The organism is Streptomyces sp. NPDC001156 (assembly GCF_053598275.1).
In genome coordinates, this window is sequence record NZ_JBSFJX010000133.1 from 1 (window position 1) to 21,543 (window position 21,543).

The 21,543-nt window shown below is 71.2% G+C and carries 21 protein-coding genes and 1 pseudogene; 11 read left to right on the forward strand and 11 right to left on the reverse strand.

Annotated elements, in window-relative coordinates; all coding sequences use genetic code 11:
* Nucleotides 1-71: 71 nt before the first annotated feature.
* Together ACWDA7_RS36920 and ACWDA7_RS36925 are read right to left on the reverse strand one after the other, a co-directional pair.
* On the reverse strand, nucleotides 72-1,046 hold the full coding sequence (locus tag ACWDA7_RS36920; RefSeq protein WP_450610321.1) for a 2-hydroxyacid dehydrogenase: 975 nt from the start codon (nucleotides 1,044-1,046) through the stop codon (nucleotides 72-74).
* On the reverse strand, nucleotides 1,043-2,212 hold the full coding sequence (locus tag ACWDA7_RS36925) for a lactate 2-monooxygenase (RefSeq protein WP_450610323.1): 1,170 nt from the start codon (nucleotides 2,210-2,212) through the stop codon (nucleotides 1,043-1,045). The genes ACWDA7_RS36920 and ACWDA7_RS36925 overlap by 4 nt, the downstream gene beginning before the upstream one ends.
* 113 nt (nucleotides 2,213-2,325) lie before the next feature.
* Between ACWDA7_RS36925 and ACWDA7_RS36930 the strand changes: the two genes are divergently transcribed.
* Nucleotides 2,326-3,495 (forward strand): PucR family transcriptional regulator, encoded by a 1,170-nt coding sequence (locus ACWDA7_RS36930; RefSeq protein WP_450610325.1) that lies wholly within the window; start codon nucleotides 2,326-2,328, stop codon nucleotides 3,493-3,495.
* 33 nt (nucleotides 3,496-3,528) lie between these two features.
* Here ACWDA7_RS36930 and ACWDA7_RS36935 read toward each other — a convergent pair whose 3' ends face one another.
* From ACWDA7_RS36935 to ACWDA7_RS36945, 3 genes are all read right to left on the reverse strand, one after another.
* The gene (locus ACWDA7_RS36935; protein WP_450610327.1) at nucleotides 3,529-4,173 is read right to left on the reverse strand and encodes a LysE family translocator; all 645 of its coding nucleotides are present in this window, start codon (nucleotides 4,171-4,173) and stop codon (nucleotides 3,529-3,531) included.
* A gap of 127 nt (nucleotides 4,174-4,300) precedes the next feature.
* Nucleotides 4,301-4,981, reverse strand: a complete 681-nt coding sequence (locus ACWDA7_RS36940; protein WP_450610329.1) for a cyclase family protein — start codon at nucleotides 4,979-4,981, stop codon at nucleotides 4,301-4,303.
* A complete protein-coding gene (locus ACWDA7_RS36945; protein ID WP_450610331.1) occupies nucleotides 4,981-6,567 on the reverse strand; it encodes a purine-cytosine permease family protein in 1,587 nt (528 codons plus the stop codon). The genes ACWDA7_RS36940 and ACWDA7_RS36945 overlap by 1 nt, the downstream gene beginning before the upstream one ends.
* 432 nt (nucleotides 6,568-6,999) lie before the next feature.
* Here ACWDA7_RS36945 and dnaK point away from each other — a divergent pair, with 432 nt between their 5' ends.
* Together dnaK and grpE are read left to right on the forward strand one after the other, a co-directional pair.
* Nucleotides 7,000-8,859, forward strand: coding sequence for a molecular chaperone DnaK (gene dnaK, locus ACWDA7_RS36950; RefSeq protein ID WP_450610333.1), 1,860 nt, complete (start codon nucleotides 7,000-7,002; stop codon nucleotides 8,857-8,859).
* 2 nt (nucleotides 8,860-8,861) lie between these two features.
* Nucleotides 8,862-9,371 (forward strand): nucleotide exchange factor GrpE, encoded by a 510-nt coding sequence (gene grpE, locus ACWDA7_RS36955; RefSeq protein WP_450610335.1) that lies wholly within the window; start codon nucleotides 8,862-8,864, stop codon nucleotides 9,369-9,371.
* Between the two features lie 30 nt (nucleotides 9,372-9,401).
* Here grpE and ACWDA7_RS36960 read toward each other — a convergent pair whose 3' ends face one another.
* Nucleotides 9,402-10,004, reverse strand: coding sequence for a hypothetical protein (locus tag ACWDA7_RS36960; protein ID WP_450610337.1), 603 nt, complete (start codon nucleotides 10,002-10,004; stop codon nucleotides 9,402-9,404).
* A 372-nt stretch (nucleotides 10,005-10,376) separates the two neighbouring features.
* Between ACWDA7_RS36960 and ACWDA7_RS36965 the strand changes: the two genes are divergently transcribed.
* From ACWDA7_RS36965 to ACWDA7_RS36975, 3 genes are all read left to right on the forward strand, one after another.
* Nucleotides 10,377-10,808, forward strand: a complete 432-nt coding sequence (locus ACWDA7_RS36965; RefSeq protein ID WP_450610339.1) for a protease inhibitor — start codon at nucleotides 10,377-10,379, stop codon at nucleotides 10,806-10,808.
* 368 nt (nucleotides 10,809-11,176) lie between these two features.
* The gene (locus ACWDA7_RS36970) at nucleotides 11,177-11,299 is read left to right on the forward strand and encodes a hypothetical protein (RefSeq protein WP_432924543.1); all 123 of its coding nucleotides are present in this window, start codon (nucleotides 11,177-11,179) and stop codon (nucleotides 11,297-11,299) included.
* 68 nt (nucleotides 11,300-11,367) lie between these two features.
* A complete protein-coding gene (locus ACWDA7_RS36975; RefSeq protein ID WP_450610341.1) occupies nucleotides 11,368-12,231 on the forward strand; it encodes a Cof-type HAD-IIB family hydrolase in 864 nt (287 codons plus the stop codon).
* A gap of 21 nt (nucleotides 12,232-12,252) precedes the next feature.
* Here the strand turns inward: ACWDA7_RS36975 and ACWDA7_RS36980 are convergent, their stop codons facing one another.
* Nucleotides 12,253-13,464, reverse strand: coding sequence for a PP2C family protein-serine/threonine phosphatase (locus ACWDA7_RS36980; protein ID WP_450610343.1), 1,212 nt, complete (start codon nucleotides 13,462-13,464; stop codon nucleotides 12,253-12,255).
* 81 nt (nucleotides 13,465-13,545) lie between these two features.
* Nucleotides 13,546-14,550, reverse strand: coding sequence for a zinc-binding alcohol dehydrogenase family protein (locus ACWDA7_RS36985; RefSeq protein ID WP_450610357.1), 1,005 nt, complete (start codon nucleotides 14,548-14,550; stop codon nucleotides 13,546-13,548).
* Between the two features lie 133 nt (nucleotides 14,551-14,683).
* On the opposite strand from ACWDA7_RS36985, the gene ACWDA7_RS36990 reads away from it, so the two are divergent.
* The 3 genes from ACWDA7_RS36990 (at nucleotide 14,684) to ACWDA7_RS37000 (ending at nucleotide 16,851) form a co-directional block, all read left to right on the forward strand.
* Nucleotides 14,684-15,475, forward strand: coding sequence for a VOC family protein (locus tag ACWDA7_RS36990; RefSeq protein ID WP_450610345.1), 792 nt, complete (start codon nucleotides 14,684-14,686; stop codon nucleotides 15,473-15,475).
* 63 nt (nucleotides 15,476-15,538) lie between these two features.
* Complete coding sequence (locus ACWDA7_RS36995) at nucleotides 15,539-16,231, forward strand: ribonuclease H family protein (RefSeq protein WP_450610347.1); 693 nt, start codon at nucleotides 15,539-15,541, stop codon at nucleotides 16,229-16,231.
* 182 nt (nucleotides 16,232-16,413) lie between these two features.
* Nucleotides 16,414-16,851, forward strand: coding sequence for a PPOX class F420-dependent oxidoreductase (locus ACWDA7_RS37000; RefSeq protein ID WP_450610349.1), 438 nt, complete (start codon nucleotides 16,414-16,416; stop codon nucleotides 16,849-16,851).
* A gap of 21 nt (nucleotides 16,852-16,872) precedes the next feature.
* Here the strand turns inward: ACWDA7_RS37000 and melC2 are convergent, their stop codons facing one another.
* Entirely contained in the window at nucleotides 16,873-17,697 is an 825-nt protein-coding gene (gene melC2 / locus ACWDA7_RS37005; protein ID WP_450610351.1) for a tyrosinase MelC2, read from the reverse strand.
* Between the two features lie 35 nt (nucleotides 17,698-17,732).
* Nucleotides 17,733-18,116, reverse strand: a complete 384-nt coding sequence (melC1, locus tag ACWDA7_RS37010) for an apotyrosinase chaperone MelC1 (RefSeq protein ID WP_450610353.1) — start codon at nucleotides 18,114-18,116, stop codon at nucleotides 17,733-17,735.
* 490 nt (nucleotides 18,117-18,606) lie between these two features.
* Between melC1 and ACWDA7_RS37015 the strand changes: the two genes are divergently transcribed.
* Together ACWDA7_RS37015 and ACWDA7_RS37020 are read left to right on the forward strand one after the other, a co-directional pair.
* Complete coding sequence (locus ACWDA7_RS37015) at nucleotides 18,607-20,109, forward strand: MFS transporter (protein ID WP_450610355.1); 1,503 nt, start codon at nucleotides 18,607-18,609, stop codon at nucleotides 20,107-20,109.
* Nucleotides 20,110-20,282: 173 nt separating this feature from the next.
* Nucleotides 20,283-20,804: a TetR/AcrR family transcriptional regulator gene (locus ACWDA7_RS37020; RefSeq protein ID WP_450610359.1), complete on the forward strand. Its 522-nt coding sequence runs from the start codon at nucleotides 20,283-20,285 to the stop codon at nucleotides 20,802-20,804.
* Here ACWDA7_RS37020 and ACWDA7_RS37025 read toward each other — a convergent pair.
* A pseudogene (locus tag ACWDA7_RS37025) lies at nucleotides 20,794-21,543 on the reverse strand (hypothetical protein); the annotation flags it as partial. The gene ACWDA7_RS37020 and the pseudogene ACWDA7_RS37025 sit on opposite strands and share 11 nt — an antisense overlap.

Consider the following 21,543-nt stretch of genomic DNA (forward strand, 5'->3'; position numbering starts at 1 on the left):
GCCCCCGCCGATGTGGGCGGGCGCGGGCCCCACCAAGAGCCCACGCCCCCCCCGACCCGGCGCGACGTCCGTCAGGAGACGATGTCCCGCAGTGCCCGTCCGGCCAGGAAGTCGGCTGCGTTCTGCACCGCCGCCACCGCGATCCGGACAAGAGTCTCCCGGGTGACCCCCGCGACGTGCGGGGACAGCACGACGTTCGGAGCCTTCAGCAGCCGCAGGGCCGCGGTGGGCGGTTCCGGGTCGAAGACGTCGATCCCCGCCCCGGCGAGCAGACCGTTCTCCAGCGCGTCCGCGAGCGCGTCCTGGTCGATGAGGGCGCCCCGCGCCGTGTTGATCACGAACGCGGTGGGCTTCATCATCGCCAGGCGGTCGGCGTCGAGCAGATGCCGGGTCGCCTCGGTGAGCGGCGCGTGCAGCGTGACGTAGTCGGACGTGCGCAACAGCTCGTCGAGTTCGACATGGCGGGCACCGAGACGTGCCTCGGTCTCCGCCGCCACGGGCTCGGGGCCCGCGTACAGGATCGACATGTCGAAGGCGAGCGCGCGGCGTGCGACCTCCTCGCCGATATGTCCGAGCCCGACGATCCCGAGGGTCTTGCCGGAGAGTTCGGTGATGGACCGCTGCAGCCGCGGCAGCGCCCAGTCGGCGTCGACGAGCGAAGTGTGCGCCGGCACCAGCTGCTTGGCCAGGGCGAGCATGAGCGCGAAGGTCTGCTCGGCCACGTTCTGCTTTTCGGCACCGCTTGAGCCTATGTTGCAGACCGGCACGTTCCTGGCCCGGGCGGCGTCCAGGTCCACGTAGTCGAAGCCGTGGCTCGCGCACTGGATGAGCTTCAACTCCGGTGCGACGGCGATGTGCTGGGCGGTGACCGGGCCGAGCCCTGTCACGATCACATGCGCCGCGCGCAGCGCCGCCGGATCCTCGTCGGTCCGCTCCACCACGGTGACCTCGGCCTCCCCGGGAAAGACCGTGGCCAGCGCGGAGCCCGCCGCGCGCCCGCCGACGTGCGGCGAGACGACGGCCAGGACCTTCTTGACGTCGGTCATGCGGATTCCTCCATCAGGTCGGCGGGGCCGAGCGTGGCCGGACCGGCGTGCCCGGACAGGGCGAGGGTGAGGTCGAGCTCGGCGAGCAGACAGCGGACGACATGCTCGACGCCGGCCTGCCCGTCGAGCCCGAGCCCGTACGCGTACGGACGTCCCAGCAGCACCGCCCGCGCGCCCAGCGCCAGCGCCTTGAAGACGTCGTCGCCCGTGCGGATCCCGCTGTCGAACAGCACGGTGAGACGATCGCCGGCCGCCTCCACCACCCGGGGCAGCGCGTCCGCGGCCGCCACCGAACCGGCCACCTGCCGGCCGCCGTGGTTGGAGACCACCACACCGTCCATCCCCGCGTCCACGGCCCGGCGGGCGTCGTCCGGATGCAGGATGCCCTTCAGGACGATCGGCCCGTCCCAGTTCTCCCGCAGAAACGCCAGGTCCGGCCAGGTCTTGCCGGGGTCCGCGAACATGCCGACGAAGTGCATCACGGCGGCGTTGGGGTCCTCGTGCACCGGCTTGGCCAGACCGGCCTGGAACGCCGGGTCGGTGAAGTAGTTGGCGGTGCCCACCCCGTGCAGGAACGGCAGATACGCCTGGTCGAGGTCCCGGGGCCGCCAGGCCAGCAGCGGTGTGTCGAGCGTGACGAACAGAGCCGTGAACCCGGAGGCCTTCGCCCGGGCGAGGAAACTGCGGGTGACCTCCCGGTCCTTGGCCCAGTAGAGCTGGAACCAGCGCTCACCGTCGCCGGACGCCTCGGCCACCTGCTCCATGGGCGTGCTGGAGGCGGAGGAGAGGATGAACGGCACGCCCTGAGCCGCCGCGGCCCGCGCCGCCGCCGGCTCCGCGTCCGGATGCATGATCGACAGGACGCCGATCGGCGCCAGCGCCAGCGGAGCGGGCAGTGTGCTGCCCAGCACCTCGACCGACAGATCGCGCTCGTGCACGTCCCGCAGCATGCGCGGCACGATCCTGCGCCGCTCGAGCGCCGCCCGGTTGGCCCAGGCGGTGCTACCGGTGCCCGCGCTGCCCGCCACATAGCCGACCGGCCCGGGCCCGAGCCGCTGCTCGGTGAGCTCCTCCAGCCGGGTCAGATCGGTGGGCAGCCGCGGTACGGCGCCCGTCATGCCGTTCAGATAGATCTCGTACTGGAAGTCCGCCCAGTGCCTTGTCATCCGTCCGTTCCGCCTCTCGTCCTTGAGACCGCGCTGTACGGCGACGATCCTTGCGACTGTGACAACACCCGTCCAGCGTGGTGCGCACCATGCACGGCTGGGATCATCACCCTGTGACAAACCATCCCGGCACTCCCCGGAGCCGCGTCCGGGACGAGATCGCCGCCGACCCGAGGGTCGTGGACGCGGTGGTCGCCGCGGTCCACGGACAGGTGCCGGTGTACGCCGCACTCGACGACAGCAGGCTGCCCGAGGTACGGGCCATCGCCGCCTGGGGCGTGGACCGGCTGCTGCATCTCTGGGCCACCGGCGGTGCGCTCGAACCAGCCGATCTGCGCAGGTTCCGCGGCATCGCGGCGGCCCGCGCGGCGGACGGCCGGCCGGTGCAGGCGGTGCTGCGCGCCTACCGGGTGGCCGCGACCGTCCTCACCGACGAGGTCGCCGCCCGCGCCACCGGCCTCACCGCGGCGGACGGCCTGGCGCTCGCCCGGGTGCTGCTCACAGCCCTGGACACACTGTCGGAGGAGATGGCCACGGCCTACGCGGCGACGACCGAGGACCTCGCGGGGGACCGGGACCGGGCGCTGAGGCTGCTGCTCGACGACCTGATCGCCGGCCGGCACGCCTCGGAGGGCGCGCTGTCGGACCGGTCGGCCCGTCTCGGCGTTCATCTCCCCGAGCCCTACTGCCTGCTGGTTGCCGAGCCGGCGGTCGGCGGCGCTCCGGACATGTCGTACGAGGCGGCCGCCGGACTGCTGGGCGCCCTCGGCGACTGCGGTGTGGCACTGTCGACGGTCCGGGGCTCCCGCGCCGTCCTGCTGTTCCCCGCCGCGGTGGCGGGGCGGGTGCCGGCCGTCCTCGACGAGCGGGGCTGGCGCGGCTGCGCGATCACGGGGGAGGGCCTCGACCGGGTCGCGGTCGCGCACCGGCTCGCGGCCGACGCACTCGACACGGCGCCGGCCCACGCCCACCGTCCCGGCCGCCTCCTCACCGACGCCGACGCGCACGTACTGGCGCTGCTCGCCGGGCATCCCGCGACCGCCCCGGAGCACATCGCCCGTCTCGTCCTCGGCCCGCTGGCCGACCCCGAACAGCGCCATCTTCTCGAGGCTCTGACCGCCTACATCGACGCGGGATCGGCGACCGCCGCGGCCCGCGCGCTCCATCTGCATCCGCAGTCGCTGCGCTACCGACTGCGCCGTGTCCACGTACTGACGTCACGGGATCCGCGCGATCCCTGGCAGCGACTCACCCTGGACATCGCCCGCACGGTCGGAACGTGACCCGGCGTCACGGCCTCCGTCGGTACGCCGAACTCAGTCGCCCAGCGCCAACCGGAGGCCGAACGCGCCGATGACCGTGCCGGTGATCCCGTCCAGCAGCCGCCGGGTCGAGGTGCGCCGCAGCCGGTCGCGCAGCATGTGTGCGCAGCCGATCAGTACGGAGGACCAGAGCGCTCCCAGCAGGACGTGGGTGCCCGCCAGCAGTACGCCCATGGCGAGATGCGAGGCGCCGACCGGGATGAACTGCGGGAGAATGGCGACGTAGAAGGCCCCCACCTTGGGGTTGAGCAGGTTGGTCACCGAGCCTTGACGCCAGCCGCCGAACACCGTGTCCGGGGCGCCGGATCGTGGCCGGTCGGCCTCGTCGTCCGCCGTCTCGTCGGCGCGGTGCCGCGTTGACCAGAGCAGTCGGCCGCCCATCCACAGCAGGTAGGCGGCGCCGACCCAGCGCAGCACGGCGTAAGCCAGGTGAGAGGCCGTCAACAAGGCGGTCACTCCCAGGGATGTGAGGACGCCCCAGGCCAGGGTCCCGGTCTGGATGCCGAGGACCACCCCCCAGGCGCGGCGGCGGTGGCCCAGCTCCGCGGTACGCAGTACCAGCGCGGTGTCCAGTCCCGGGGTCAGGGTGAGCAAGCGGACGATCAGGGCGAAGCCCCACAGGGCGGAGAGGTCGATCACCGCGCGAGCGTAGGGGAGTCAGGCTCACGAAATCCAGAGTCCTGCCCGATATCGGGCAGGACTGGTGTGGTCCCGTCGTGGTCGTCTGCCCGACCGGTGACCGGGGCGACCGGCCGGGCGCGACCATCTATGCGTACCGCGCGGGATCGCCGACACGGGCCACTGCCCGGACCGGGGCCCCGTCCGAGCCAGGCAGGTGCAGCGGGAACAGGCACACCTCCACCTGGCGGCCGGCCAGTTGGGCGGCGAGGACGCGGTCGAGGCCGGTGAGGTTCTCGGCGATCACGCCGCCCGCGCCGCACAGCACGCGATGGGCGGGCAGGTCCGGATCGCCGGACGGATCCACGCTCAGCGCGTCCACCCCTACCGTGCGGACGCTCGCGTTGACGATCGCCTGCGCCGACTCGGGCGTCAGCCAGGGGTGGTCCGCATAGGCGTCGGTTCCCCAGGAGGCGGACCAGCCGGTGGCCAGCAGCAGGATCGCGCCCGGCTGGAGCCGCAGCAGACTGAGCGCGGGCGCGAGGAGCTCCGGCGTGATCGGTGCCCTGGCCGACAGGCCCCGTATGTCCGCCACCACCGCCGGGCCGGCGAACCGGTCCAGCGGCAGCGCGTCCAGGGCCGGCCACGCCGAGTTCACGTGGTACGGCGCGTCCACATGCGTGCCGGACTGCGAACCCATGTGCAGGCTCAGGACGTTCACGCCGTCCGTGGCCACCCGCAACGCCCGCTCCACCTCGACCTGCGGGTCACCGGGATACACGGGCATCCCGGTGACCACGGGCACCGACAGGTCGAGCCAGGAGTCCATCAGCCGCCCTCGACGGCGAGCGCCGGAGCCGTCTGGTCCGGCGTACCCGGCCCGGTGATCGCCGGCACCGGTGCCTCTACGGTACGGGCCAGCCGCGCACCCTGCGGCCCGTACACCGCACGGGGTTCGGGGAAGAGCCGTAGCAGCGCCAGGAAGAGGATCGCCGCTACGGCCAGGGACAGCGGCAGGCTGATGTCGACGCCGTTTGCCAGGTCGCCGAGCGGCCCGACGAACTGGCCCGGGATATCGGTGAACAGCACGCCGATCACCGCGGAGACCCACCAGGCGGTCATACCGCGCCAGTTCCAGCCGTGCGAGAACCAGTAGCGGCCGCCGCGCTGACGGCGGTTGAAGACCTGAAGCGCGTCCGGGTCGTACCAGCCGCGCCGGGTGTAGAAGCCGAGCATCATCACGACCATCCACGGAGTGGTACAGGTGATGATCATCGTGGCAAAAGTGGAGATCGACTGCACCAGGTTCAGCCCGAAACGGCCGATGAAAATGAACGCGATCGACAGCACGCCGACCACCAGCGTCGCCTGCACTCTCGAGAGCCGCGGGAACACCGACGAGAAGTCCAGCCCGGTTCCGTACAGCGATGTGGTGCCCGTCGACATGCCTCCGATCAGCGCGAGCAGGCACACCGGCAGGAAGAACCACGTCGGCGAGATGGCGAGCAGTCCGCCGACGAAGTCGGGCGCCGACGGGTCGACGTACTTGGGTGCCTGCTGGGCGATGATGCTCGCGGTCGCGAGACCGAACACGAACGGCAGCAGCGTCGCGATCTGCGACAGGAATGCGGCACCGATCACCTTGCGGTGCGGGGTGCCGGCGGGGATGTAGCGCGACCAGTCGCCGAGGAAGGCGCCGAAGGACACCGGGTTGGACAGCACGATCAGCGCGGCGCCGATGAACGACGGCCAGAACAGCGCCTTCGTCGCGGGATCGGCCGAGGCGGTGAAGGTGCCGGCGTACGACGGGTCGAAGTCGCCGGCGAAGGCGATCGCCCCGAGCAGGAACAGTACGGTCGCCGAGGTCACCGCGATCTTGTTGACGAACAGCATGAACCGGAAGCCGTACACGCACACCGCGAGCACCAGACCCGCGAACAGCGCGTAGGCGACGACGTACGACAGATTGCCGCGCTCGAGGCCGAACAGCCGGTGTGCGCCGCCGACCAGGGCGTCGCCCGAGCTCCATACCGAGATGGAGAAGAACGCCACGGCCGTGAGCAGGGAGAGGAACGAGCCGACCACACGGCCGTGCACACCGAGGTGGGCGGAGGAGGAGACCGCGTTGTTCGTTCCGTTGACCGGGCCGAACACCGCCATCGGACAGAGGATCAGCGCGCCCGCGACCACCCCGAGGACCGTTGCCGCGAGCCCCTGCCAGAAGGACAGGCCGAACAGGATGGGGAAGGCGCCCAGAACGCAGGTGGAGAAGGTGTTGGCGCCGCCGAAGGCGACCCGGAACAGGTCCAGCGAGGTCGCGGTGCGGTCCGCGTCGGGGATGCGCTCGACGCCGTGGGTCTCGACCTCGGTGAGGGAGGGCGGCGCGGCGGCGGGGGAGGTGGGGTTCTCGGACAACGGGGCTCCTGCGGGGAAAGTGCGGCGGAGCGCGTTCTTGGCGCGAGAGGACGGACGGCGCCGGGCGACCGCGGGGTGGGCGGTGCGGGGTGAGGCCGTTCGTACGGGGTCTGCCGACGCTATGTCCGCACGTCCAGGACACACCAGAGGACGCTCCGTCCATTTTTCGCGCGCGTGATGGACGATTCCTCCACTGTGACGTGGACGGCGCGAGGGCCGGCCGCGGTGGCCTTTCAGCTGGTGGCGTACCTGCTCGATGGGAAACTTGACATTAGGGCGCTCAAGTTTTATTCAGGCATTGGAGGCAGTTCGCGGTCGGAGTGAAAGGCCGTCCCCGTGATCAGGCCCGGAAGGCGGCCAGGCGGGTACTCGCTTGTACGAGACGCTCCGCGACGAGAACGACGACGAGCACGAAGTGGAGGGAGAGTCCCCATGGCACGTCCGGTCGGAATCGACCTCGGCACCACGAACTCAGTGGTCTCGGTCCTCGAGGGCGGCGAGCCCACGGTCATCACCAACACCGAAGGAGCCCGGACCACACCGTCGGTCGTGGCCTTCGCCAAGAACGGCGAGGTGCTCGTCGGCGAGGTCGCCAAGCGGCAGGCGGTGACCAACGTCGAACGCACCGCGCGCTCGGTCAAGCGCCACATGGGCGACCAGTCCTGGCGCTTCCCGGACAGCGGCACGATCGACGGTAAGAAGTACACCGCGCAGGAGATCTCCGCGCGCGTGCTGCAGAAGCTGAAGCGGGACGCGGAGGCGTATCTCGGCGAGGACGTCACCGACGCCGTGATCACCGTGCCCGCCTACTTCGACGACTCCCAGCGGCAGGCCACCAAGGAGGCCGGGGAGATCGCGGGCCTCAACGTCCTGCGGATCATCAACGAGCCGACCGCCGCCGCCCTCGCGTACGGCCTGGACAAGGAGAACGACCAGACGGTCCTGGTCTTCGACCTCGGCGGCGGCACCTTCGACGTGTCGCTGCTGGAGATGGGCGAGGGTGTCATCGAGGTCAAGGCCACCAACGGCGACACGCATCTGGGCGGCGACGACTGGGACCAGCGGGTCGTCGACCACCTGGTCCAGCAGTTCAAGAACGCGTACGGCGTCGACCTGTCTAAGGACAAGATGGCCGTGCAACGACTGCGCGAGGCCTCGGAGAGGGCCAAGATCGAGCTGTCGAGCTCGTCCGAGACGACCATCAACCTGCCCTACATCACGGCCTCGTCCGAGGGCCCGCTGCACCTGGACGAGAAGCTCACCCGTGCCCAGTTCCAGCAGCTGACGGCCGACCTGCTGGAGCGTACGAAGGGGCCGTTCCATCAGGCGATCAAGGACGCCGGCATCAAGGTGTCCGGTATCGACCACGTCATCCTCGTCGGTGGTTCGACCCGGATGCCGGCGGTGACGGACCTGGTCCGGGAGCTGACCGGCAAGGAGCCCCACAAGGGCGTCAACCCGGACGAGGTGGTGGCCGTCGGCGCCTCGCTCCAGGCCGGTGTCCTCAAGGGCGAGGTCAAGGACGTCCTGCTCCTCGACGTGACCCCGCTGTCCCTCGGTATCGAGACCAAGGGCGGCATCATGACCAAGCTCATCGAGCGCAACACCACGATCCCGACCAAGCGGTCCGAGATCTTCACCACGGCCGAGGACAACCAGCCGTCGGTGCAGATCCAGGTCTTCCAGGGTGAGCGTGAGATCGCGGCGTACAACAAGAAGCTCGGCATGTTCGAGCTGACCGGTCTGCCGCCGGCGCCCCGAGGCATCCCGCAGATCGAGGTGTCCTTCGACATCGACGCCAACGGCATCATGCACGTCGCGGCGAAGGACCTCGGCACCGGCAAGGAGCAGAAGATGACGGTCACCGGCGGCTCCGCGCTGCCGAAGAACGACATCGACCGCATGGTGCGGGAGGCAGAGCAGCACGCGGAGGAGGACCGCAAGCGGCGCGAGGCCGCCGAGAGCCGCAACCAGGCCGAACAACTCGTGTACCAGACCGAGAAGCTCATCAGGGAGAACGGGGACAGGATTCCCGCCGACGCCCGGAGCGAGACGGAGAGCGCCATCGCCGAACTGAAGGAGGCCCTCAAGGGCGAGGACGGCGCGGAGATCCGGCGGACCATGGACAAGGCCGCCGCCGCGGCACAGAAGATCGGCAGCGCCCTGTACGAGCAGGCGCGACCCGAGGGCGGCACGGGGGCCGAACAGGGCACGGCGGGCGGCGGTCGGGCCGACGACGATGTCGTGGACGCCGAGATCGTGGACGACGACAACACCTCGCAGGCGGGCTGACCATGAACCCGAGCGGGCCGCAGAGCGGGGAGTTGCGGCGTCTCCTGGACGAGCGCACTGCCGACCTGCAACGGGTGAAGGCCGAGTACGACAACTACCGCAAGCAGGTGCGACGCGACCGCATGGCGGTGCGGGAGATCGCCACGGAGAACGTGTTGCGGGCGCTGCTGCCCGTGCTGGACGCCGTCGAGGGCGCCCGGCGGCAGGAAGCCTTGACTCCGGGTCTGAAGGCCGTCGCCGACGTCCTTCAGGCTCAGCTGGGCTCTCTGGGCCTGGAGGCGTTCGGGCAGGAGGGCGAGGCCTTCGATCCCGAGTGGCACGAGGCCGTGACGCATGTCGTCTCCCCGGAAGCCGAAGGCCTCACCTGCACCGAGATCCTGGCCTCCGGCTACCGGGTGGGCGGCCGGCTGCTGCGCGCCGCCCGCGTGGCCGTCACCGGCCCGCCCCCGTCCCGCGCGGCTGGCACCGCGCACGAGATGGCGGGAGGCCGGGGCGGCAACGCCTCACGGTGACTGGCAGCAGTCGTCGGGGCCGTGACGGGCTCACTGCCCCTCGGCCGTGCTGTCCTCGGCCTCGGTGCCGTCGGGTTGCCCGCTCTCGCCGATGTCCGTTCCCTGGCCCTCCCCGCTGTCCGGTCCCTGGGCCCGGACGCGCTGCACATGCTCCAGCGACTCCCGCAGCTCCGTGAGCCAGTCGTCGGTGTGCTTCTGCACGAGGCGCACACACCACGCGAGAGCGTCGCTGCGGCTGCGCGCCACCCCGCCGGCGATGAGCGTGTCCAGAACCTGACGCTCGGGCTGGCGCAGCCGCGTCATCACGGGCGCCGCGACATGGGTGAACAGCGCCCGCTCGCCGCCACACTCCACGCCCCAGGAAACCTTCTTGCGGAACCGGTGCTCCGCCTCGCGCGCCACCTCGACGCGGTCCTCGCGGGTGCGCTCGCGGAACTCCTGGATCCGGGCCCGGAGGGCCGCGTCCCGCTCGGCGGGGGATGCCTGGTCAGCGAGCCGTGGCTCCGGGATTCGGCCGACGACGGTGATCTCTTCGCGGTCGACGGTGACCTCGAGCAGCTTCTCGAACAGGTCGTCGGGCAGACGGCCGGCGAACCAGCCGCGCAGTTGTTCTCGTTGCTCCGTCGTAATCATGTAATGACGATTACTCCGGTCTCGCACAAAAGCAAGAGCGGGCAGGGTGCGTTTGCCAGGAGCTGAAGACAGCGCTTGCTGCGGCGGGGAAGCGGAATGTTTCAGGCCGATTGCAGAGCCGTGGCAATCCGGCCAGCGGGCTGCCGCCGATCGCCCGCGGCCCCATGGTTGCGGGGCCCATCCGTTCGAATTCCGTGACTTCACGCCACTGATTCAACACTCAAAGTTACTGAAACGAGGGGGGTCGATGTGAGATTCCCGTGAGGAGTCGGCAGACTCCGGCACGCCGAACCGGCACCCGTCCCGGCCGGCTCCGGAGCCCCGTGCGACCGGAGTGCGCCGTGACTCCACACGAGCGGAAGGATGCACACAATGCCGAACACCGCGCGCTGGGCAGCGACCCTCACCCTGACGGTCACCGCCGTCTGCGCCCCCCTCACCGGGTCCGCCGTCGCCGCCCCGAACGCCCCCGCCTCCCTGTACGCCCCCTCGGCGCTCGTCCTGACCACGGGTCACGGCGAGAGCGCCACTCTCGCCACACCCCAGCGTGCCGTCACGCTGAGCTGTGCCCCGAGCCCCTCCGGCAGCCACCCGGACAGCGTCGACGCCTGCGCCGAAATCAGCGCGGCCGGCGGGGACTTCGACGCGCTGTCGATCAGGGACGGCGTCTTGTGTACCAAGCAGTACGACCCAGTGGTGGTCACCGTGCAGGGCGTCTGGCAGGGCAAGCGCGTCGACTACGAACGCACCTTCGCCAACGAGTGCGTGAAGAGGTCCTACGGGACTGCCCTCTTCGCGTTCTGAGGACGCGGATCGCGGGGTTGCCGCGAGCGTCTGACCAGAGCTTGTAACTGGGGAGTGCAAGCCCTGACGCGGTGAACCACACGGTCTCGCAGCGGGACCGGCCGGACGGAGTGGGGCCGTCCGGCCGGCTCCCGAATGAGGTTTCCCGACCCGCGCCCCACCGCGCGGCAACCGGAGTCGTATACGGCGGATCCGTCGCCCCGGCCGAAGGGCCGGGGCGCCGTCATGTCCGGGCACCGCTGTGTACGTTCCTGTCGGAGACCGGGCCTCGGCCGAGGTCAGCGGGTACCCGGCCACGGGTCGGGCAGGGGAGGGGCCCTTACGATGGGGCCGGCGACGAGGCGTCGGCGCCGACTCCGGGAGACCCGATGGCAAGAGGTGAGATGGACATCCGCCGAGCGTTCGCCGGCACCGCCCTGCCGAGCCTGGCTGCGGTCCGCGAACTGCGCCGCGCCCACGGCGATCCGCGCACCCGCGCCCAGGACGACTGACCGGACCCGGACCGCGCCGACCCGCCGCAGAGACTCCCTCACCGCTGCCCGAGAACAGAAAGCAGGACATGTCCGCCACGCCCTCGTGCCTCCCGACCGGCCCCGAGCTCCCGAGAGGACCGGTGGACATCCGGCTCGTCGTCACCGACATGGACGGCACCCTGCTCGACAGCACCGGAGGGATACCCGGGGGACTCTGGCCGCTCCTTACGGAACTGCGTCGCCGCGGAGTGCTGTTCAGCCCCGCCAGCGGCCGCCAGTACGCCACGCTGGCCCGGCAGTTCGCCGAGGCGGCCGACGGCATGGTCTTCGTCGCCGAGAACGGCACCTATGTGGTGCGCGACGGCGTGGAACTCAGCTCCGATCCCCTGGACGCCGCCGTGGCCGCCCGCATCGTCGGGACCACGAGGCGGCTCGTGGCCGACGGAGTGGACGTCGGGGCGGTCCTGTGCGGCAAGAAGTCCGCCTACGTCGAGCGGAGCGACGAGGCCTTCGTGGCCGAGGCGAGTAAGTACTACACCCTGCTGCGCACGGTGGAGGACCTCACCACCGTGGACGACCAGTTCCTCAAGGTGGCCCTCTACGACTTCGGGCCCGTGGAGAGGACGACCGCTCCCGCGCTGGCGCCGTTCACGTCGACGCACCAGGTCGTCGTCTCGGGCGAGCACTGGGTCGACGTCATGAACCCCACCGCGAACAAGGGTGCCGCCCTGCGCATGCTCCAGCGGGAACTGGGCATCACACCCGCCCAGACAGTGGTGTTCGGGGACTACCTGAACGACCTTGAGATGCTCGACGCGGCCGACTGGTCCTTCGCCATGACCAACGCCCACCCGGACGTACTGCGGCGGGCCCGCTACGTGGCGCCATCCAACACCGAGCTCGGTGTCCTGCGCACCATCGCCCGTCTGCTGCACCTGCCCATGGGCTGAGTCAGGCCGGCCCGCGGCGCCTCATATCTCCGGGCGGCGGCGGATGCGGGCGGCCAGGACGGCCACGTCGTCCTCCGCGTGGCCGGCGTCGAGGTGCTCCAGGACGTCGGCGAGGGACTCCTCCACGCTCGCGCCCGGCCGCAGCCGCAGCCCGGCGAGCCGGGCCAAGGAGACGTCGATGTCCTCCTCACGCCGCTCGACGAGACCGTCGGTGAACAGCAGCAGCATGTCCCCGGGCGCGAGCGTCCGGGTGGTGAGCTCGTAGCCGCCGATCCCCGTCCCGAGCGGTGGCCCGACGGGTACGTCCAGCAGCTCCCCGGTGCCGTCCGCGCTGAAGAGGGCCGGCGGCAGATGCCCGGCACTGGTCAGTGACGCCGTCCCGCGCGCCGGGTCCACCTGGACGAGCAGACAGGTGGCCGGACGGCGGCTGCCGTCCTCGGCGACCGCAGCGTCCAGCCGCCGCAGTACGCGATGCGGGGGCAGGTCGGTGGAGGCGATGTAGCGCAGCATCGACCGGTAGGCGTTCATGTCCACCGCCGCGTCCAACCCGTGCCCCATGACGTCGCCCAGCACCAGCAGGGTCCGCCCGAAGTGCAGTCGTACCGTCTCGAACCAGTCCCCGCCCACCAGCGTGCCGCCGCCCGCGGGCAGATACCGCGTGGCCAGATCCAGGTTGGGATGGGGCCGCCCGGGCTCGGACAGCAGAGCCCGCTGCAGCCGGAACACCGTGCCGCGCATGGACGTGTACCGGCGCGCGTGGCCCAGGTGCACGGCCGCCAGCCGGGCCGCGAAGCCTGCGACGGCGATGTCCCGGTCCGAGAACGGCGGGCCGTTGCGCACGGCCAGCAGCGCCCCATACTGCTGCCCCTGCCCCACCAGTGGAACAGCCATGGCCTGGCGCGCCCCACATCCCGAGAGGTCCATCAGCGAGTCGGTGACCGGACGCCTTTCGTCCAGCGCCCTCATCGACAGCGGGCGAGCGCCTTCGACGCCCCACGCCTCCAGCAGCTCGGTCCGGCCGGCCGTCGCCATCCGCTCCAGACCCGGGTCGTCGGGGGGCGGCGAGCAGGGGGCGTTCTCGGGCAGCAGGTCCACCGCGGCCGCGTCGCACACCCGGCCGCACACATAGCCGGCGAGCTCCTCGCAGGTGACCCGTTCGTCGAGCGTCGTGCCGATCGACTCGAGGGCGTCGTCGACGCCGTACGGGGGGTCTGCAGTGTGCTCACCGCCCACAGCGCACCTCCGCGACAACACCTCTCCGAGTCCATCCACGCACGTGGCGGACCGGCCCGCACCCCGCGCGGCACCGGCCGCTCAGAGATCATTCACCAGCACGGCCGCCCCGTCGAATCGCCCTGCCTTCAGGTCCTGCAGGGCCCGCTGGGCCTCGGACAGCGGATACGGGTGCGTCGTCGCCCGCACACCGTACCGGGCCGCGAGTTCCAGGAACTCCCGGCCGTCCTGGCGGGTGTTCGACGTGACGCTGCGCAGCTCCTTCTCGTAGAACAGCTCGCTCTCGTAGTGCAGCACCGGGACGTCGGTCAGATGGATGCCCGCGACCGCCAGCACTCCGCCGCGGTCGAGCGCCCGCAGAGCCACCGGTACGAGATCACCGACCGGCGCGAACAGGATCGCCCCGTCGAGCGGCTCCGGGGGCGCGTCCTGGGCGCCGGCCGCCGACGCGCACCCGAGGCCGAGGGCGAGCCGCCGGGAGGCCTCGTCCCGAGTCAGGACGTGCACGGTCGCACCCTGCGCCAGGGCGACCTGGGCGCACAGGTGCGCGCTGCCGCCGAACCCGTACAGTCCGAGGCGCCCGCCCTCCGGCAGCGACGTCCGCAGCAGCGCCCGGTAACCGATGATGCCCGCGCACAGGAGCGGAGCGAGGGCGACGTCGTCCACGCCCGCGGGCAACCGGTAGGCGAAGGCGGCCGGCACGGTCGTGTACTCGGCGTATCCGCCGTCGGCGGTCCAGCCGGTGTACTCGGAGTCCGGGCACAGGTTCTCCGACCCCCGGCGGCAGTACCGGCAGATGCCGTCCGTACGGCGGAGCCACGCCGCCCCCACCCGGTCGCCGACGGCCCAGTCACCGGCCTCCGCCCCGACCGCGGCCACCTCGCCCACCACCTCGTGCCCGGGAGTCACCCCGGGTCGCCGTACCGGCAGGTCGCCCTCGGTCACGTGCAGATCCGTACGGCACACGCCGCAGGTCCGCACGTGCACGAGCAGCTCGTCGGCCGCCGGCACCGGAACCGGCCGTTCCACGAACCGCAGCGGCTCCCGTTCGACGGGACCCGGCCGGTCCACCACCCATGCGTGCATCGCTTGTGCCCCATCCCGTCCAAGACCGTCCTCGTTCCAGTGTCGGGCGGGACCGCCGTCCGGCGCGCGGCGCGGCCCGGGCGTGTCCAGCGTGAGGAGCGGAAACCAGCCGTCGAGCGGGAAGGCCAGCGTCATGGCGGTACCACCCGAGGGCACGCCCTGCTGGGCCGACGCCATGTTCAGCGATTTCCAAGGGGCCAAGAACTTCTACGGTGACGTCCTCGGCTGGACGTTCGGCGGGGCCACATCCGAGTACGGCAATTACACGCAGGCCTACGCCGACGGCAAGGCGGTCGCCGCCGTGGTGCCGCCCAGGCAGGAGGGCCAGTCCGCCTGGTGCCTGTACCTCGCCTCGCCCGACGCCGCCGCGACCGCACGGAACATCCGCGACAACGGTGACGAGGTGCTGATGGAGCCGATGCAGGTCGGGGACTTCGGCACTATGGCCCTGGCCTGCGACCCGAGCGGTGCCGTCTTCGGTGTCTGGCAGGCCGGCACCCACGAGGGCTTCGAGGCGACCGCCGTGCCCGATGCCTACTGCTGGGCCGAGGTGTTCACCCGCGAGCCGGAGAAGTCGGACGCGTTCTTCCCGGCCGTCTTCCCCTATCGCGCCAAGCGGATCGAGGACGAGGCGATCGACTTCATCGTCTTCGAACTCGATGGCGGTCCGGTGCTCGGCCGGATGAAGATGACGGAGGACTTCCCGCCGGAGGTTCCGTCGTATGTCAATGTGTATTTCACGGTCGAGAACTGCGATGCGGCCGTCGAGCGGGCCACGAAGAACGGAGCGGTCCTGCGGTTCGGTCCGATGGACAGCCCTTTCGGCCGCTTCGCCGCCCTGACCGACCCCCAGGGGGCCAACTTCTCGGTCATCGACGTCACCACGACGCAGGGCCGGATGCCGGACATGAGCGAGATCTCCTGAGGACCGCTCCTCCTCGGCCGGGCAGCTTTCGGCCCCGGACCGGAGCGGTCCTCGGAGCGTGGCATGATCGGGGACATGCCTGAACGTGTTGTGGCCGCCTGCGACGGGGCTTCGAAAGGGAACCCCGGACCTGCCGGATGGGCCTGGGTCGTCGCCGAGAAGGACGAGATCCCGAGCCGCTGGGAGGCCGGTCCGCTGGGCAGGGCGACCAACAACGTCGCGGAACTCACCGCGCTCGAGCGGCTGTTGACGGCGGTCGACCCGCAGGTCGCGCTGGAGATCCGCATGGACTCCCAGTACGCGATGAAGGCCGTCACGACCTGGCTGCCGGGCTGGAAGCGCAACGGCTGGAAGACCGCCGCCGGCAAGCCCGTGGCCAACCAGGACCTGGTCATGCGCATCGACGCGCTGCTCGACGGCCGTGAGGTCGAGTTCCGCTACGTCCCCGCGCACCAGGTGGGCGGGGACCCCCTCAACGACTTCGCGGACCGCGCCGCCAGCCAGGCGGCCAGTGTCCAGGAACCGGCGGGCAGCGAGTACGGCTCCCTGGAGCCCCCGCCGTCATCGGAACCGGGCGCCGCCTCCGGTCCGGCCCGGCGCTCCGCACCCGCGAAGAAGCGCTCCTCCAGCCGCACCATCAAGGCGAAGTTCCCCGGCCGCTGCCTCTGCGGCCGCCCCTACACGGCGGGCGAGCCCATCGCCAAGAACGCACAGGGCTGGGGTCACCCGGAGTGCCGCGCGGCAGGCGAGGACTGACGACCGGAGCCGCCCGACGGGGTTCGGTCACGCGTGCGGCCTCGTCGCCGCCCACCCGCCGCCGCTCCGTCAGGTCACGCGTGCGGCCTCGTCGCCGCCCCAGGTGTCTGCCTTTCGGGGGACGCCGCCTCGGGCGGCCGTCCGCACGCGTGTCCGCCCGGCCGCGCCGCCGTTGGACGAGCATGACGAATCAGAACAGCCGGCTGCCCCGGGAACTGCGAGAGCTCATCGAGTCGGGCCCCATGGCCCATCTGAGCACCATCAACCCGGACGGAAGCCCGCAGGTGACCGTGATCTGGATCGGGCTGGACGGCGACGACGTCGTCAGCGGTCATATGGCGCGGCATGTGAAGCTGCGCAACATCGAGCGGGACCCGCGGGTGGTGCTGTCCTTCGACGGGCCGCGGGTGCCCGGCGTCTTCCTGAACGACTACGCCGTGCTGCGGGCACGGGCCGCCGTGGAGCCGAGCGACGCCACCTGGGACCTGCTCGACCGCCTGGCCAAGGTGTATGTCTCCCCGGACACTGAATTCCCGGCGCCGAAGGGGCCCGGCTACATCGTGCGCTACTCCGTCGAGCGCATCGGCGGCGTCGGACCCTGGGCACCGGCCCCGCACTGAGCGCCGGCCCGCACCACGGGGTCAGTCCGTGTCGAACGTGTAGTGCGCCGTGTGGTCCAGCAGGTCCACGGGGCGTACGTCGTTCCACGGCTTCATGGTCTCCTGGAGGTCGACGACGTCCGGGGTTCCGCTCAGCGGCAGATACCCGGAGCCGGGGTGGCGGCGGTGCCACTCGGCCCACAGTTTGTCGACGAAGGCGTGGTGCAGCCAGAAGACCGGGTCGTTGGGGGAGACCCCGGTGGCCATCTGCCCGCCCACCCACACATGGACGCGGTTGTGCAGGTTGACGCCCCGCCACCCCTCCAGATGGTTGCGGAAGCCGTCCGAGGCGCTGTTCCAGGGGGCCGTGTCGTAGGTGGCCATGGCGAGCACCGAGTCGACCTCGGCCCGGGTCGGCAGGTCGCGGGTACCGCTGCCGAGGGCGCGCCGGAGATAGGTGCGGCCGTCCACGCGCACATTGACCGGCCAGCTGCCGGTGGCCGCGGCGAAGGGTCCGTCCATCACCCGGCCGTCGAGGCTGCGTCCGGTGCCGCCGAGGAAGTCCGGTGCCCACAGCGAGGAACGCGGCGATCTGTCGCTCGTCCAGTCCCAGTAGGGCAGCGCGAGCGAAGCGTCCACCGACTGCAGTGCCTGCTCGAACTCGAGCAGGAATCTGCGGTGCCACGGAAGGAACGAGGGCGAGCGGTGCCCCGTCCGCTCACCGCTGTCGGTGTCGCCCATGATGAAGGCGTTGTGGGTCGTGACGAAGGCGTCATAGCGGCCGGTGCGCTTGAGCTCCACGAACGCGGCGACCAGCCGCCGCTTCTCGTCGGCCGTGAGGGTCGCCTGGTTCTTGCGTACGGTCATGTGCGGGAGACTCCGGAAATCCTGTGCGTGGGCGGTCAGTTGAACGGAACGAGCGGGGCACCCTGCAGCTCCACGACGGCGGCGCGAGCGGCAACGCGGGGGCTCGGCACGGGGGCGTAATGGCTGACGACGCTGATCCAGCTTCCGTCCGCGTTGCGCATCACATGCAGCTCGATCCCGTCGATGAACACGCCGTACCCGCAGCCGTGGTGGTGGCCGCTCATCGCCGGGCGGCCTTGTATCCGGCGCCCCAGGTACACCTCGTCGAAGGCCTCGGGACCGCCGTGGTCGTGGCCGGCGACGGCTGCGGGGAACGGGTGCGCGGCGGCGGAGGTCGAGGCGGCCTGAGCCGTGAGGCCGGCGGTGGCGGCGACGGCGGCACAGGCGGTGAGGGCGCGACGGCGGGTCAGTTCGGGCATACGAGTCCTCCTGAGGAGCTGGGGGTTGACGACGTGTCCTGCCTATCCGCCGACCGGACGGGCCGGGAAATCGCGGGAACCCGGTTGGCTGCGATCAGGGCAATTGCCCACATGCCGTGCAAGGTTGAACCAAGATGATCTTGCCGTTGAGACGCGCCTCGGATCGCTCGGAAGGGGAAATTCCGCCTCTGTCACGGGGGTGCCGAGGCGGTTCTTTCGCAGCGAGCGGCACACGGGTGACGACGCTCACGTCCGCGATGTGACGTGAACTGCCGCATGGGGCCCGGGAGTAGGACGACGGCGACAGGGGGTGGCCCGGGTGCGGGGTGACGGTGGTCGGGATCAGGGCGGGTCGGTGCGAGCCAGGCGAAGTCGACGGCGGCCGGTGCGGTCCGGGTCGGGGCACGGTGGGAGCCGCTGAGTGAATGGCTATTCACCAGATAAGGTGAATAGCCACTCACCTCGATTGTCCAGCACAGCGCGGAGAGCCATGCCCCCGATACCCGCCCCCTCCGACCGGTCTCCCGCCCCCCACGAACCGGGCGGAGCGACGGGAGTGCGCGGTCGGTTGACCGTTCCGGTGCTGGCCTTCGGCGGCATTCTCATGGCCGTCATGCAGACGGTCGTCGTCCCCCTGCTGCCCGACCTGCCCCGGCTCACCGGCGCATCGGCGGGCACCGTCTCCTGGATGGTGACCGCCACCCTGCTGTCCGGTGCCGTGCTCACCCCGGTCCTCGGGCGCGCGGGCGACATGTACGGCAAGCGGCGCGTACTGGTGACCGCCCTCGGGCTGATGACAGTGGGCTCCGTGCTGTGCGCGCTCTCCTCCGACATCGGGGTGCTCATCACGGCGCGAGCGCTCCAGGGCGCGGCGGCCGCGGTCGTCCCGCTCTCCATCAGCATCCTGCGCGACGAACTGCCGCCCGCCCGCACCGAATCCGCGGTGGCGCTCATGAGTTCCACCGTCGGCATCGGCGCGGCGCTCGGACTGCCGTTGGCCGCGCTCGTCATCCAGTACGTGAACTGGCACGCGATGTTCTGGGTGACCAGCGGTCTGGGAACCGTCGGTCTCGTCCTCGCCTGGTGGGCGGTGCCCGAGTCACCGGTGCGCGCCCCCGGGCGGTTCGACGTGCTCGGCGCACTGGGTCTCGCCGCCGGGCTCTGCTGCCTGCTGCTGGCGGTGTCGGAGGGCGGTCAGTGGGGCTGGGGCAGTCCCCGGATCGTGGCTCTGTTCGCGGCCAGCGTCCTGATCCTGGCGACATGGTCCCTGCAGCAGTTGCGCGCGGAGCGGCCTCTCGTCGATCTGCGGCTGGCGTCCCGCCCGCGGGTCGCGCTGCCCCACCTCACGGCTCTTCTGGTCGGGTTCGGCTTCTACGCCAACTCCCTGGTGACGGCACAACTCGTGCAGGCCCCGAAGGCCACCGGCTACGGCCTCGGGCTGTCCATCGTCGGCAGCGGCCTGTGTCTGCTCCCCGGTGGTGTGATCATGCTGCTCCTCTCGCCGCTCTCGGCCCGGATCTCCACGGCCCGTGGTCCGCGGATCACCCTCGCCCTGGGCGCGGCCGTGCTCGCGTGCGGCTATGCCGTACGGATCGCGGACAGCCGAGACCTGTGGATGATCATCGTGGGTGCGTCGATCGTGGCGACCGGCACGACGCTCGCCTATTCGGCGCTGCCCACGCTGATCCTGCGCGCCGTGCCCGCGGATCAGACCGCCTCCGCGAACGGGGTCAACGTCCTGATGCGCACCATCGGCCAGGCCACCTGCAGTGCCGCCGTGGCCGCGGTACTGGTCCACCACACGGAACCCATCGCGGGGACCCCGGTACCCACGCTCCACGGCTATCTGCTGGCGTTCGCGATGGCGGGTACGGTCGCCCTGGTGGCCTGCGCCGCCGCCCTCAGCATCCCCGGCGGGAGTTCCACCCGCGGTATCCGCCGGCCCCGGACGCAGACCGCGCCGTCCCACGACGAGGCACTGGAAGGAGCGTGAGCACCGTGAGCCCCGCACGTGCCACCGCTCGGACGGGCCGTCCCACCGGGCCGGCCCGGGGGGCGGCACCGGGCCGCGAAGGCCCGGAGGCGGGGAGCGCGGCTGCCGCACCCAGGGAGGCCGAGGCGCCCAGGTCTCCGGAGCGCCGTGATGCCGAGGCGACCAGGGCCGCCATCCTCCGCGCCGCCCGGTACCTGCTCGCCAGGCACGCCCATGCGGACATCACGCTCAAGGCGGTTGCCGACCGCGCCGGCGTCAGCGCGCCCCTGATCCTGAAGTACTTCGGCAACAAGGACACGCTCTTCTCGCAGGTCATGTCCTTCGAGACGGACGCCGCGGCGCTGCTCGACGCACCGCTCGCGGACCTCGGCCGGCACATGGTCCGCCAGGTCCTGATGAGCCAGACCGAGCAGGGTGCCGACCCGCTCCTGCGCATCGTGTTCGCCCCGCTGCACGGCGAGCAGGGTGACATCCTGCGCGGCAACTTCCGCACACAGGTCAGTGATCGCCTCGCCGCGCGTCTGGACGGCCCCGACGCGGGTCTGCGCGCGGAACTGGCGGTGGGCGCACTGCTGGGCCTCGGCGTGATGTTCGGCATCGCGCGCGGCACCCAGCTGCGTGCCGCCGACCTCGACGACATCGTCGAGCGCTGGGCGCCGGCCGTACAGGTGCAGCTGACCGTTCCTAGTCAGTGAGCAGGAGTGAGTCTTGTACCCAATCCTGGTCAACTGGCGCATCCCGAACGGTGGTGAATGCACTGGTCTCCCGCGTTCGCGCCGCGTCCGGCGACACGGATCGTGTCCGTGGTCCGAGGATGCGGGGGCGGGTTTCCTCACGCCCTGGGGTGCCGTGTCCGGCCTGGGCGGTCCGATGCCCCACATGATCGCTCTGGCCGTGTGGGGGCGGTGCCGTCCGTCGCCGGATGCGGTGCCCGAGGGCGCGCCTGCCGATCGCGATGCTCGCGGCATCGTGACGGGTGGTCTTGCGGTTCTTTCTGGTGGGGGGCTTTTGCCAGTGCTGGGCGCCCCACCTGCTGGTGTGGGCCGGGTCGACGGCGATGATGGTGATGCCGAGTTCGGCCGCCATGCTGACGTAGTGGATGCGGTAGGCCACGGACCGGTTTGTGGTGATGCGGTCGGCCCACTCGTCACTGCGGTGGTGGAAGACCGCAGTGCTGGTGAGCGTATACCGGCCATGCGGGGCGTCGGCCAGGTGGGCGAGCGGGGCAGGCAGCTTGAGGGAGATTTCGCCCTCGGGCGTGACGCGGATGGTCTCATTGCCGAACCGCTTGCTCGATTCCTTGTCCGCCTGGAGGTACCAGCGCGATACTTCCCAACGCTGCCGCCACTGGGCCTGCGTGAGCTGGGCGGCGTGCAGGTGGTGCCGGTTGCGCGCGAGCCGCTTCCCGCCGCGCACCACCCGGACGCGGCCCAC

Bases quoted from the DNA above. Each gene is read 5' to 3' on its own strand.
- ACWDA7_RS36975 (WP_450610341.1), top strand. From the start codon at position 11,368: ATGTCCGCCACGCCCTCGTGCCTCCCGACCGGCCCCGAGCTCCCGAGA.
- ACWDA7_RS36940 (WP_450610329.1), bottom strand. From the start codon at position 4,981: ATGGACTCCTGGCTCGACCTGTCGGTGCCCGTGGTCACCGGGATGCCC.
- ACWDA7_RS36970 (WP_432924543.1), top strand. From the start codon at position 11,177: ATGGCAAGAGGTGAGATGGACATCCGCCGAGCGTTCGCCGGCACCGCC.
- ACWDA7_RS36985 (WP_450610357.1), bottom strand. From the start codon at position 14,550: ATGCACGCATGGGTGGTGGACCGGCCGGGTCCCGTCGAACGGGAGCCG.
- melC1 (WP_450610353.1), bottom strand. From the start codon at position 18,116: ATGCCCGAACTGACCCGCCGTCGCGCCCTCACCGCCTGTGCCGCCGTC.
- grpE (WP_450610335.1), top strand. From the start codon at position 8,862: ATGAACCCGAGCGGGCCGCAGAGCGGGGAGTTGCGGCGTCTCCTGGAC.
- ACWDA7_RS36965 (WP_450610339.1), top strand. From the start codon at position 10,377: ATGCCGAACACCGCGCGCTGGGCAGCGACCCTCACCCTGACGGTCACC.
- ACWDA7_RS36925 (WP_450610323.1), bottom strand. From the start codon at position 2,212: ATGACAAGGCACTGGGCGGACTTCCAGTACGAGATCTATCTGAACGGC.
- ACWDA7_RS36990 (WP_450610345.1), top strand. From the start codon at position 14,684: ATGGCGGTACCACCCGAGGGCACGCCCTGCTGGGCCGACGCCATGTTC.
- melC2 (WP_450610351.1), bottom strand. From the start codon at position 17,697: ATGACCGTACGCAAGAACCAGGCGACCCTCACGGCCGACGAGAAGCGG.
- dnaK (WP_450610333.1), top strand. From the start codon at position 7,000: ATGGCACGTCCGGTCGGAATCGACCTCGGCACCACGAACTCAGTGGTC.
- ACWDA7_RS37015 (WP_450610355.1), top strand. From the start codon at position 18,607: ATGCCCCCGATACCCGCCCCCTCCGACCGGTCTCCCGCCCCCCACGAA.
- ACWDA7_RS36995 (WP_450610347.1), top strand. From the start codon at position 15,539: ATGATCGGGGACATGCCTGAACGTGTTGTGGCCGCCTGCGACGGGGCT.
- ACWDA7_RS36960 (WP_450610337.1), bottom strand. From the start codon at position 10,004: ATGATTACGACGGAGCAACGAGAACAACTGCGCGGCTGGTTCGCCGGC.
- ACWDA7_RS36920 (WP_450610321.1), bottom strand. From the start codon at position 1,046: ATGACCGACGTCAAGAAGGTCCTGGCCGTCGTCTCGCCGCACGTCGGC.
- ACWDA7_RS37000 (WP_450610349.1), top strand. From the start codon at position 16,414: ATGACGAATCAGAACAGCCGGCTGCCCCGGGAACTGCGAGAGCTCATC.